This window comes from Brevibacterium limosum (genome assembly GCF_011617705.1).
Classification (GTDB): Bacteria; Actinomycetota; Actinomycetes; order Actinomycetales; family Brevibacteriaceae; genus Brevibacterium; species Brevibacterium limosum.
Map to the genome: position 1 here is coordinate 1 of NZ_CP050154.1, position 12,305 is coordinate 12,305.

Genomic DNA, 12,305 nt, shown 5'->3' on the forward strand with positions numbered 1-12,305 from the left:
AGTTCACATCTTTCCACTCGTACAGCGGTTCTGTCCACCGCCCTGTCCCCAGCTGTGAGCAATTGTCCCCAGGGTTATCCACAGATGTGTATGGCGTCTTCTATAGGCGGTGCTGTTGTTTAATGCGGTTTGTGAGTTCGGTGACCTGTGTGTAGACAGCCCGTCGTTCGGCCATCTGAGTTCGAATCTTCTTGTTCGCGTGCATCACAGTGGTGTGATCGCGTCCACCGAATGCTTGGCCGATCTTCGGCAGGGAGAGATCGGTGAGCTCCCGGCACAGGTACATGGCGATCTGCCTGGCCGTGGTCAGCGTCCGTGATCGGGAGGTTCCGCACAGGTCGTCGAGGGTGAGGCTGAAGTAGGCGGCGGTCTGGCCCATGATGTCTGCGGCCGAGACAGCGGGGGTGTCGTCGGGAGTGATGAAGTCCTTGAGGACGGTCTCGGCCAAGGAGACGTCGATCTGCTGATCGTTGAGGTTGGCGAAAGCCGTGACGCGGATGAGGGCGCCTTCGAGCTCCCGGATGTTCGAGGACACACGGGAGGCGATGTATTCGAGGACATCGTCGGGGACATCGAGCTGTTCGGCTGCGGCCTTGCGACGCAGAATCGCGAACCGGGTCTCCATGTCCGGCGGCTGGACGTCGGTGAGCAGACCCCATTCGAACCTGGAGCGCAGTCGCTCCTCGAAGCCCTTGAGCATCTTCGGCGGCTGATCGGAGGTGATGACGACCTGTTTGGCCTCGTTGTGCAGGGCGTTGAAGGTATGGAAGAACTCCTCGACGGTCGCATCCTTGCCCTGCAGGAACTGGATGTCGTCGATCATGAGGATGTCGACTTCACGGTAGCGGCGCTGGAATGCCGGACGCAGCGCGTTCGAGGTCTTCGACGAGCCGATCGTATTGATGAAGTCGTTGACGAACTCTTCGCTGGAGACGTACTTCACGCGGATCTCGGGGAACAGCTGCGTCGCGTAGTAGCCGATCGCATGGAGCAGGTGGGTCTTGCCCAGCCCCGAGTCCCCATAGATGAACAGAGGATTGTAGGCCTTGGCCGGGGCCTCGGCGACGGCGAAGGCCGCGGCGTGGGCGAATCGGTTCGAGGCACCGATGACGAAAGTGTCGAAGGTGTACTTCGGGTTGAGCTGAGCGACACCGGGTGCATCGACGGGAGGGCCCATCGGGGCGGCGGTCGCCTCGGCGATCTTCATCTCACGGTCGGTCATCCCCGATTCGGCCGGAGACTGAGGCTGCTGCGGGGCCGACATCGGCGTCACGGGTGCCTGGGGGGCCGACGTCTGGGCATTCGGCATCTGCGCACTCTGAGGCTGCGCGGCCGGCTGCTGACTCTGATGCGGTTGGGCGAACCCGGGCGCTGAATGATCGGCGGGGCTCGGACGCACGGGTTCGGTCGCCTCGGTGGGGGCGGGATCAGGCGATCCCGTCGCCGAGGTGGACGTGACCGGATCGATGGGAACCTGCGGTCCCGGGGTCGGCTCTCCGATGAGATCTTCGAAGCGGATCGGCACGTCGAGTTCGGGATCGACGACGAAGCCGAAGGTCACCTCGAAACCGAGGACCTTGGAGAATTCTCTGGTCAGCGGTCCGAGCAGTCGGGTCTCAATGGTGCGGCGCGTGTGTTCGTCGCGCACGGCGAGAAGGACGAGGGCATTGTCGACGAGGGCCTTGGGCACGGCGAGGGAGAGGAATCCCCTCTGGTGGGCCGTGAGTTCAGGGTCCTGATCCAGGGTAGAGACCACCGTGCGCCAGCGGCTGATGAGCTCATTCTTGGAATTCGACACCGTCACATTTCCTCAGCTTTCAAAAAGATTCGTTCTGGCGTGATCCACACCTGTGCATGACTTCCACATAGTTTTCCACAGAATGTGGACTCTTGCCGACTCTGCCCAGTGAATCTCCACACTGGTGGATAAGCTTGTGGAAAACTACATGGGTGTGACTTGTGGACGAGCTCTGGTGACGGGGACGCGGACGGGGATGAATTCCGGACGAGCGTGACGTGAAACATGCGGATCCCGTTTGACCGCTCGGATGCCGCCTCGCTAAGATGGAGTGTCCTGTGTACCGGGCTTCATCCGATTATCCTGATTATCTTTTGGCTCTTATGCACAGGAGTGCTCGGCGGTCGAGACTCGCACCGCCGTTTTTTGTGAGAACGCACCGGCGTTCACCCGCAACCTAGAAATCGGAGACTGAAGTGAGCAAGCGTACATTCCAGCCCAATAACCGTAAGCGCGCCAAGAAGCACGGCTTCCGTCTGCGTATGCGCACCCGCGCGGGCCGCTCGATCCTGGCTGCACGTCGTCGCAAGGGACGTTCCGACATTTCGGCCTGAGCATGCTTGACGCGGCACATCGGATCCGCAGCGGCGAAGACTTCAGACGAATCTTCAGGGCCGGGGTCCGGGTGCGCTCAGAGCATCTCATGGCGCACAGCCTGAGAGACACCGATGATACCCACGCTGCGCGCGTGGGTTTCATCGTATCCAAGGCCGTCGGAAACGCAGTGGTGCGCAACCGCACCAAACGTCGCCTGCGAGAGATCATGCGGGCCCGCCTCGGTGACCTGAGAGCAGGAGACATGTTCGTCATCCGAGCGCTGCCGCATGCCGGGCAGGCCGACTTCGCTGTTCTGTCGGCCGAGGTCGATGAACTGCTGGCCAAGGCAGAGAAGAAGCTGGAACGTCGTGGACGCCGAGCATGATCTGAGACATGTCTCCGAGGTGCCCGGCCGGCCCGTCGGATTCTGGCCCACACTGGGCTGGATCGCCCTGGTCGGACCGAGGATGCCGTTCGTCTGGTTCATCCGGGCCTACCGAATCGTGATCTCACCCCTCTACGGCCAAGTCTGCCGCTACTATCCCAGCTGCTCCATGTACGGTCTCGAGGCATTCGAGATACACGGAGTTCTCAAGGGCGTGGTGTTAACTGGGTGGCGCATACTGCGCTGCAATCCGTGGTCGCACGGCGGTGTCGACCATGTGCCGGGCTCAGCGCGGGAGGCCAGGTCCAAGACCATCCACCGCGGTCAGGCACACAGCTGAACAGAACGAACTCGCGGCCCGCTTGCGGGCGCGAACAAGGGGACTGCCTCGGGGCACACGTCGTGTCGCGCAGACCTGTGAACAATGGCAAAATGAACTTCGCGCAAGAATCGGTGTAACGAGGAGAACTGAATGGACTGGATGGACAAGCTGCTCTATCCGCTGCAGTGGGTAGTTGCTTGGATCCTCGCGATCTTCCACGAGATCTTCACCGCGATCGGCCTGCCTGCCGACAGCGGTTGGACCTGGGTGCTCTCGATCGCCGGACTGACCGTGGTCATCCGCGCACTCCTCATCCCTCTCTTCGTCTACCAGATCAAGTCGCAGCGCAAGATGCAGCTGCTGCAGCCGGAGATCCAGCGCCTGCAGGCGAAGTACAAGGGCAAGAAGGACCAGTACTCGCGCCAGGCGATGGCCGAAGAGCAGATGTCGCTGTTCCGCGACAACAAGACCAGCCCCTGGGCCTCGTGTCTGCCGTTGCTCGTGCAGATGCCGATCTTCTTCTCGCTCTTCCGCGTCATCCACAATATGCCGAAGGTCGCCGATGGCTCTGTCGGCGCGATCGGCGGTTTCACGCAGCAGCTTGCTATCCAGGCCGAAAGCTCCTCGATCTTCGGCATCAGCCTTTCGGCGGTCTTCACCGATGATGGTTTCGGCGTCAAGCTGCTGACCGGCGTCCTCATCGTCGTCATGGCCGCCACCATGTTCATCACGCAGAAGCAGATGATGGCGAAGAACATGTCGGAGTCGGCGATGGCCAACCCGATGATGCAGTCGCAGAAGATGCTGCTCTACGTGATGCCGCTCGTCTTCGGCATCGGCGGCATCTACTTCCCGCTCGGCGTCCTCATTTACTGGCTGGTCTCGAACACCTGGACGATGGCCCAGCAGCACATGGTCATCCGCAATATGCCCGCTCCCGGCTCGAAGGCCGAGAAGGAGATGCTTGAGCGCAAGGCTCGCAAGGGCAAGACCGTGAAGCAGGATGAGCTCAAGGGATCGACCGTCACCGAGGAGGCCCCGAAGAAGAGCGGCCAGCGGCAGCAGCCTGTGAGCAAGAACCGTAAGAAGAACAAGAAGCGCTGAGGACAGACATGACCGAAGAGAAGATCGACGAGACCTCCGAACAGACTTCGGAGGAGACCTCGACGAAGCCGAGCCGTGCCGAACTCCTCGAAGAAGAGGGCGAGATCGCCGCAGACTACCTCGAAGAGCTGCTGGATCTGGCCGATATCGACGGCGACATCGACATCGACGTCGCCGATGGCCGTGCCCAGCTGTCCATCGTCTGCGAAGACGACGAGGACTCGAACCTGGCCACTCTGGTCGGCCGTGAGGGACGCACCCTCGGGGCGCTGCAGGAACTCAGCCGTCTGGCTGTGCAGACGCAGACCGGTCAGCGTTCCTGGCTGATGCTCGATATCGACGGCTTCCGAAACAGCCGTCGCGAAGAGCTCATCAGAACGGCCAAGCGTGCCATCGACGAAGTCAAGGACGGCGGCGACGAGTTCGCCTTCAAGCCGATGAACAGCTTCGAGCGCAAGATCATCCACGACCAGGCGGCCCGCGCCGGTCTGGTGTCGGAGTCCGACGGTGAGGGCGACGGTCGTCATGTCGTCATCCGGCTCGCCGATGACTGACCAGCCCGAGACCGATGCCGAGCTCTCGAACGAGTCGACGACGGCGGAGATCGAAACGCCTCCGACCGGCACCGAAGAGTACTTCGGTGCGGCGTATCCTGCCGCACAGCGGTATGCCGAGCACCTGGCCACGACCGGAATCGAGTGGGGCCTCATCGGTCCACGCGAAGTCGATCGTCTGTGGACCCGGCATATCCTCAACTGCGCCGTCGTCGCCGAGCACATCGATGAGAACGATGTCGTCGGGGATGTCGGCAGCGGGGCCGGCCTGCCGGGCATCCCGATCGCACTGATGCGCCCCGAGGCGAAGGTCGTGCTCATCGAGCCGATGGAGCGCCGCGTCGAATGGCTGAGCATGGTGGTCGACGATCTGGGACTGAGCAATGTGCGCATCGTCCGGGCACGCGTCGAGGAACTCGTCGACGAGGAGATGTTCACGGTCGTCACCGCACGGGCGGTCAAAGCGATGACGACTCTCATCGAATGGACCCGCGAGGTCATCAGCCCCGGAGGCCGGATCCTCGCGGTCAAGGGAGCCTCGGTCGAAGGTGAGCTGATCAAGGCGAAGAAGCTGATCAAGCGATACCGACTGTCACAGCCGAAGGTCCATGTCGTCGATGGCGGCGGCCTCCTCGAAGTCCCGAGTCGTGTCGTCGAGATCGTCAAGAAATAGTACGAAGTAGAGTGGGTCTAGGCTGGACCAGAGCCTTGTGAAACCGATGGATGATGGAGTGCGCCCTATGCCGATCATGGATGAGTCGTCTCCCATTGGTGCCGCGATTGCACGGGACAACCGGCGTGCGGATCGACTGTCGCAGACAACCTTTCCACGGCCGGACTCGACCCGTATCTTCACGATCGCGAACCAGAAGGGTGGCGTCGGAAAGACCACGACGGCGGTGAACATCGCAGCGGCCCTGGCCAACCAGGGGCTCAATGTCCTGCTCGTTGACATCGATCCGCAGGGCAATGCGAGCACCGCCCTGGGCATCGACCACTATTCCGAGGTCACGAGCATCTACGACGTCCTCATCGACGATGTGCCGATGCGGGAGGCAGTGGCTCAGTGTCCTGACTTCGAAACGCTGAAGTGTGTGCCGGCCACCATCGATCTGGCCGGTGCGGAGATCGAGCTCGTATCGCTCGTTGCGCGGGAACAGCGACTCCAGCGTGCCTTGGGCATCTACCTCAGAGAAGAGGAGGCAGCCGGAGACCGCGTCGACTACATCATCATCGACTGTCCGCCGAGCCTGGGCCTGCTGACCGTCAACGCGTTTGTGGCCGCTCGCGAAGTCCTCATCCCGATCCAGTGCGAATACTATGCTCTCGAGGGCCTCAGTCAGCTGCTGAAGAACATTCAGCTCATTCAGAAGCATCTCAATCCCGAACTGGCGATTTCGACGATTCTGCTGACGATGTATGACGGACGCACGAATCTCAGCGCTCAGGTCGCAGAGGATGTGCGCACTCATTTCCCGGAACAGGTGCTGGGCACGGCGATTCCTCGATCGGTGAGGATCTCCGAAGCCCCGAGCTACGGGCAGACCGTGATCTCATATGACCCACACTCAAGCGGCGCCCTGTCGTATCGGGAAGCAGCTGAAGAAATTGCGAATCGAGGAGTAAGTCGTGGTTGAACGAAAGAAGAGAGGCCTGGGCCGCGGGCTCGGAGCATTGATCCCCGACGCGAACTCCAATGATCGTCCGGTTGATGTCTTCTTCTCCGGTGGCAACACGGAAGAGGGCAAGAGTGAGGGCGAGGCGAAGACCTCGCGTACCGCCCGTACCGACCCGGCTGCATCGATGCAGTCATCTCGGCGCCGGAAGCCGAAGGCGGCAGGTACGACGAAGTCGACGACTACGGCATCCGAGACGGCTGCAGAGACGAAGACCACCGGTTCGAAGACTGCTGCGAAGACGACCCCATCGAGGTCGGCAACATCGAAGGCAGGAACTTCCAACGCAAAGCAGTCCAAGGCGGCCGAGTCGAACTCGACATCCTCCGAGTCGGCAGCTTCCAAGTCCTCGGCTGCCCAGACGTCTGCATCAGACTCCTCGCGGCCGAAGACGACCGCGTCCAAGTCCACGACCACTAAGCCGGCGGCATCCAAGACGACGACTTCCAAGACGTCGACGTCGTCAAAGTCGTCTCCGGCGAAGTCGGGAGCATCGAAGACGAAGGCCGGCTCTTCCACCGCCTCGTCCACTGCTGAGCAGGCAGAGAAGGCCTCTGCAGCGCCGAAGACCCCTACCCGGAAGGCCCCCTCGGCTCCAGCTTCAGACTCGGCTGTAAGCGGATCCGATGACAAGACCACTGCTTCTGCCTCATCTGCAGAATCCAAGGGTGCTCAAGCCGCCGCCGATGAGTCGGCTGAGGTCACTGCAGGTCAAGATACAGATACGCAGGCGGCGGAGTCAGCATCGACCGCTTCGTCGACGAGATCGGCGGACGAAGATGTTCGTGAAACTCATCCGGGTGTGTACACCTCCTCCGATCGTCACGAGGACCACGACAAGGCGGAAGAACTCCGGGCCAAGGAAGAGGATAGCACTACTGATGTAGTGACTTCAGCCTCAGGGGCCGGGGACGACGATGTCCAGACGGCGGCAACGTCGGATGCTGCAAGTCAGACCTCCGCCGTTGCCGATTCCGAGGAAGAAGGCGGGTCGTCCACCGCAACTGACGACGCAAGCGACAATCACAAGTCGCAGAGCTCCGGCGATGGCGAACTCGAGGACTACGACGGTGTCGAGTCGATCCCAGACACAGAATTCGGGGAGATCGACGTCGAGCTGATCGACGCGAACCCCAGGCAGCCTCGTACTGTATTCGACGAAGATCTGCTCGCCGAATTGGTCCACAGTATCCGTGAGATCGGAGTCCTTCAGCCTGTCGTAGTCAGGCAGAAACCGAGTGACCGCTCGCGCTTCGAACTCATTATGGGTGAACGTCGTCTCCGTGCGACGAAGGATGCCGGGCTATCCACGATTCCGGCGATCATTCGGTATGTCGAAGATACCGATCTTCTGCGGGATGCACTGTTGGAAAATCTCCACCGTGCGGAGCTCAATCCTCTTGAAGAGGCAGCGGCATATGGGCAGCTGCTCGAGGATTTCGGGTGCACGCAGGAAGAACTGTCAGAGCGTATCGGCCGTTCTCGTCCCCAGATCTCCAACACCTTGCGGCTGCTTCGCCTTCCCCCTCTGGTTCAGCGCCGGGTGGCAGCCGGCGTCATCTCGGCCGGCCACGCTCGGGCCATTCTGGGATTGCGGGATCCTGAACATATGGAAGTGCTTGCACAGCGAATCGTGGCAGAAGGACTGTCTGTACGCGCTTCCGAAGAGGCCGTCGTCCTCCTCAATCGTGGGGATTCGATCAACGTTTCACGTGCAACAACGAAGGTGGCCCCGGAGTTCCTGGCTGTGGCGGAGCGATTGGGCGACCGGCTCGATACTAAAGTGAATATCTCCGTCGGTAAGAAGAAAGGTAAGCTCAGCGTGGAGTTCGCCAACCACGAGGATCTTGACCGCATCCTCAGCTTGCTGGGGATCTCGAATCAGGATGCACTCTGAGCAGCCAGCAATAGAACACGAAGGGCCCTGCGATTCATAGCGCGGGGCCCAGCTTCATTCAGGGCGGCTGGAATCAGCCGTGTTCGGGGCAAGGACTGGAAATAGGTCCGTAGGCATGTCAGCACCCCACATGTCACCGGTAGAGACTCCTTTGGTTTCGGCCGTTCAGTCGGCGTTTCACGTGAAACGCGCTCGTGGGCTTCGGCCAGTCCTCTCGAAAGAAGGCAGCGACTGGTTCCCACCGCGAATGGGTCTAAGACGACCCCTCCGTGTGAGTGGCGGGTACAAATTGCTGAACATAGCCCTTTCCCTTCTTTGAATTGAGGATTCCGTTCAATTAGGTCCTTGGTGAGACTTACAGATTGGTAGTCATTAGTGCCAATAGTACGCAGAGGTGAAGCGGACTGCCCTCGCGCGGAAAAGTGACTATCGTAATTGCGTTTCACGTGAAACCAACGTGACTCTTCGCCCGACAGGTTCCACCGGGTTGCCGCTCTTCAGTACGGGTTCCTTGGCGTACTCGTGATTAGATGGTGTTTCACGTGAAACCTTACGGGGAAGTACAAATGTGCTTAGACCTCTGGCCTTGCATTCGACGGTTCAATCACGGATACGGGCCTTGCCCCTAGTATGGTTTAAACAATCCACTGTTGTTGGATTGGTACTTTGGACCAACGTGAACTCGTACAAACCCAGGGATCCTATTTCAAGCCGGTGTTCGGAATCAGAGACTTCTGGATGGCCAGTGTCTTGAGTGCTACGCAGACGACAGCGTTCCCGGATGCTTGTGGCCTCCTCGTACTGGGGTAAGGGTTGGCACCGAGACGATTGCATCAACCGGAATGACCGGCACACCGACGGTTGCGGACGCCTTAGCGCTGCAGACCCTCGTATACCGGCTAAGTTCATTAGGACGGTAGAGGCCCCGTTTCACGTGAAACAATAGGGAATTGGCCGTGAGATTCTAGCTCGCTGCTTTGAGCTCTGAACTCTGCGACGGTGGCAGAGTCGACCCGACCGGCACTGGGCGATTCTCCTTTGGGCCTCATAGGCGAACAGACCATTGCTGACCTCGGTCGATGTTCTGGGGGTGTGTCTGAGCCACTCTTTACAACTTCCATAACTGGCAGATGGTGATTGAGGTCCACGCCCTTCAGAAACACCCAGACTTCAGAAACACCCAGGCTATTGTTTGTTTCACGTGAAACGCGTCCAATCGTACGTTGTTCAAGAGATAAACCCCTGGGCGGCCCCGCGGAAGCTGGTCTATTCGGCTTAACGCCCGCTATCCTCGGCCCACCCTGTTCGATGATCTATGAGGTTCTTTCGGATGACCCCAGTTGTGCCTAGATAAGTTCCTGTCACGGAACTCGGCCGACCAGGGGCTCTGCCCAGTTGTGGGGCGGTCATTTGGTCCGGATCGGTCGGGTCCCCGTGAACGTTAATGTCTGGAGGCGGCTGACACTCTGCTGGTCCTCGGCTGTGCTGTACAGAACTCGTAGCCGCACCAATTCCCGTATCGATATCTATTGGGGCATCTCTATCTGAGGGGAACTATCGACGTCGGTTATGTTAGCGGGATCTGATACTTGAACCTGAGTACGCTCGCCTAGCGTGACCATCCGGAGCTGCAGGTACGGACATGTGAACTGGCGTTTCACGTGAAACGACGGTGTCATCGCTGTGCAGAGCGCTTGTCTGCCTTTGGATCCTTGGCCGCCGGTGAAGGTCGAACACCGTGTGAAGAGTACTCAGAAGACCGCTTCTAGCGTGCAATCTGTTTTCATTTGACGCCGGGTCTGTTCCACGTGAAACGTACCGCTGACGGATCAGAATTCGTCGATTCTATGCCACGGTCGGAGCAGCTTCTGGTTCGCAGACTGTGTAGTACCGATCTGCTGTGGTGTGCGCTCGTGGATCACTATGAAGGATTATGCATTCGCGAGCATTCCTCGACTGAAGGTAGCGAATCGGCGTCTCTTAGCGCGTCCTACTAGGCATGAAGGAGCACCATCAGCCGGTCGCTGTGGCGGGATTGTAGAATTCTACCCTGAAGCCGTCCTCTAGTTTGACGTGAAACGCCATTTTGCGGTCGCAGACGACTTCAGGATGGTCGTATGCGAGAGAGCACCATTTCTCGCCGTTACTCACGGTTTGAGAAGCGCCATTTAGGCGGGAGAACAGTGCTCGGTCATTCCGGGGGTTCTTAGAGTTCGTCAATTGGGCCGTTAATTGCCTAGAGCTCGGTAGGCCGGTACAAAACGCTATCAGGATAACGTTTCACGTGAAACGCCAATGTTTACCGCCGCGGGGGCTGAGTATTCTACCGATCTAGGGACTCGAAACCCCAGCCACTCGGGGTTTCACGTGAAACAGTGTGCCTGCGGGCAAAATACTGCACGTGCATTCAGGCCGACAAGTAGAAGCTATTGTTCGTGGATGCTGGATCGAAATATGTTGCTTATAAGAAGTCAACTCCATAAGAGCCGAGCCTCGTTGGAAGATGACAGTGGGCGGATAACGTTTCACATGAAACTTCAGGACTCGTTACATGCTATCGGTCGCAATGCATCTTCCATCTTCTAGTCGGTTTGGATCTGCGCGCCTCTGTTTCACCCGCTCTACGACGAGGGAAAGGAATGACCACCGAGCTCAATAGTCGTAGCTGTGGATTCGGCGAGCGTCCTTCAGGCTGTCCTAGTCGATATTCAGAGGGAATCGGGTCGTTGCCAAAGCGAATCAAGACAACAATGCCGTGCTCCACTGGGGAAGCACGGCATTGAGGCGCTATTTCTGACTAGTGGGGAAATCAGCTCAGAGCTTTGATGGCATCGAGACTGAGCGTGCCGGTCTGCGGATCTTTGTCTTCCAGGATGTAGACACGCTGCAAGGCGGCCGCGATGCCATCGGCAATTGCATCACGGACATGCGGATCTTGCAGGCTTTCAAGATCCTCTGGATTCGTCAGGTATCCGCTGACGACATGGACCTTAGGAGTCTTGAGACGTTTGAGCGACGACCACGTGCGAGCGTGTGTGCGACAGTCCAGCATTCCAGTGCGAGCGACGACTTCACCTTGAATGAGCTCCGCGAGCTTCTGTCCTGTCGGCGAGTTCAGGTCTGACTGACGTTCATGCCCGAAGAAGAAGGTTGCAATGCCGTTGGCGTCTTTGGACTTGCTCACGTCAGCGGTCACCGTTATGACAGCTGATGCTCCTAGCGAATCCGCCCGATTGACCTCAACCGCGTCGCCTTCCAAGAGCAGCGCTCCCGCACCGATCGCTTCCAACCGGCCTACAAGGCGGCTTGATATATCGAGAGTGATCTGACGTTCGAGAGCTGACTGCTCATCAGTCATCGGCAGCGTCTGGAAATCTACAACTGTAGTTGCTGCCTCGATGACAAACGTCCGACCGACCAACGAGGTTCCCGATGCCGCCACCCGTGCTCGCTCTTGGAGCGCAAAGAGATTGCCGGTGTCCTGATTGCGGTCGATCGCGTCGAGCCCGCGGAGAGTCTGAGGTCCTGTCACGCCATCGACCTTCGTACCCAGACTCATCTGCAGTTCCTTGACAGCTGCCTCGGTGCGAGCAGCATACTCGGAATCGATGCGTCCAGGATAGAAGCCCAGACCCGCGAGCTTGGTCTGGAGGTTGACAACATCGTCGCCTGTAAGGACTCTGACGGGGTCGAATCGGAGCACTCGGTCGCCCAGTTGATACCGGGCCTGTTCGAGTTCTGAAAACGTCTCGGGGCCGAGCACACCGTCGCACAGGATTCCACGGTCTTGTTGGAACTGCCTGACACCCAGCTCGAAGGCGCGATCGAAGTCCGCGGTCTCGGTATCGCCGACATTGAGTCCCAGCCGGGCCATCTGAGCCTTGATATTGGGCAGCATCTCAGAAATGTCGCCACGCGAATAGCGCGGTAGGTTCGTGTTCGTCAATGCGGTGCCAATCTTCGGTGATGCGGTTCGAGGGTCAGTGTCCAATGGCGCTCAGATATGCCTAAGGCGCCCGTTGATAGTACAAC

At 59.3% G+C, this 12,305-nt stretch carries 11 protein-coding genes; 8 read left to right on the forward strand and 3 right to left on the reverse strand.

Annotated features, from left to right (window positions below):
• Positions 1–100: 100 nt before the first annotated feature.
• Positions 101–1,798, reverse strand: coding sequence for a chromosomal replication initiator protein DnaA (dnaA, locus tag GUY37_RS00005; protein ID WP_166820685.1), 1,698 nt, complete (start codon positions 1,796–1,798; stop codon positions 101–103).
• A gap of 416 nt (positions 1,799–2,214) precedes the next feature.
• Here dnaA and rpmH point away from each other — a divergent pair, with 416 nt between their 5' ends.
• The 7 genes from rpmH to GUY37_RS00040 all read left to right on the forward strand — a co-directional run bounded on the left by rpmH (position 2,215) and on the right by GUY37_RS00040 (position 6,337).
• Positions 2,215–2,352, forward strand: a complete 138-nt coding sequence (gene rpmH / locus GUY37_RS00010; protein ID WP_039211706.1) for a 50S ribosomal protein L34 — start codon at positions 2,215–2,217, stop codon at positions 2,350–2,352.
• Positions 2,353–2,354: 2 nt separating this feature from the next.
• Entirely contained in the window at positions 2,355–2,720 is a 366-nt protein-coding gene (gene rnpA, locus GUY37_RS00015) for a ribonuclease P protein component (RefSeq protein ID WP_166820688.1), read from the forward strand.
• Positions 2,704–3,060 (forward strand): membrane protein insertion efficiency factor YidD, encoded by a 357-nt coding sequence (gene yidD, locus GUY37_RS00020; protein ID WP_228278260.1) that lies wholly within the window; start codon positions 2,704–2,706, stop codon positions 3,058–3,060. The genes rnpA and yidD overlap by 17 nt, the downstream gene beginning before the upstream one ends.
• 132 nt (positions 3,061–3,192) lie before the next feature.
• Positions 3,193–4,146, forward strand: a complete 954-nt coding sequence (yidC, locus tag GUY37_RS00025; RefSeq protein WP_166820694.1) for a membrane protein insertase YidC — start codon at positions 3,193–3,195, stop codon at positions 4,144–4,146.
• An 8-nt stretch (positions 4,147–4,154) separates the two neighbouring features.
• Positions 4,155–4,700, forward strand: coding sequence for a Jag family protein (locus tag GUY37_RS00030; protein WP_166820697.1), 546 nt, complete (start codon positions 4,155–4,157; stop codon positions 4,698–4,700).
• A complete protein-coding gene (rsmG, locus tag GUY37_RS00035) occupies positions 4,693–5,373 on the forward strand; it encodes a 16S rRNA (guanine(527)-N(7))-methyltransferase RsmG (RefSeq protein ID WP_166820699.1) in 681 nt (226 codons plus the stop codon). The genes GUY37_RS00030 and rsmG overlap by 8 nt, the downstream gene beginning before the upstream one ends.
• Before the next feature lie 67 nt (positions 5,374–5,440).
• Positions 5,441–6,337: a ParA family protein gene (locus GUY37_RS00040; RefSeq protein WP_152346195.1), complete on the forward strand. Its 897-nt coding sequence runs from the start codon at positions 5,441–5,443 to the stop codon at positions 6,335–6,337.
• Here the strand turns inward: GUY37_RS00040 and GUY37_RS19055 are convergent.
• The gene (locus GUY37_RS19055; protein ID WP_228278261.1) at positions 6,269–7,042 is read right to left on the reverse strand and encodes a hypothetical protein; all 774 of its coding nucleotides are present in this window, start codon (positions 7,040–7,042) and stop codon (positions 6,269–6,271) included. The two genes, GUY37_RS00040 and GUY37_RS19055, sit on opposite strands and share 69 nt — an antisense overlap.
• A gap of 136 nt (positions 7,043–7,178) precedes the next feature.
• Here GUY37_RS19055 and GUY37_RS19060 point away from each other — a divergent pair, with 136 nt between their 5' ends.
• A complete protein-coding gene (locus GUY37_RS19060) occupies positions 7,179–8,273 on the forward strand; it encodes a ParB/RepB/Spo0J family partition protein (protein ID WP_228278262.1) in 1,095 nt (364 codons plus the stop codon).
• Positions 8,274–11,082: 2,809 nt separating this feature from the next.
• Here the strand turns inward: GUY37_RS19060 and GUY37_RS00050 are convergent.
• Complete coding sequence (locus tag GUY37_RS00050) at positions 11,083–12,219, reverse strand: N-acetylmuramoyl-L-alanine amidase (protein WP_228278263.1); 1,137 nt, start codon at positions 12,217–12,219, stop codon at positions 11,083–11,085.
• Positions 12,220–12,305 lie beyond the last annotated feature (86 nt).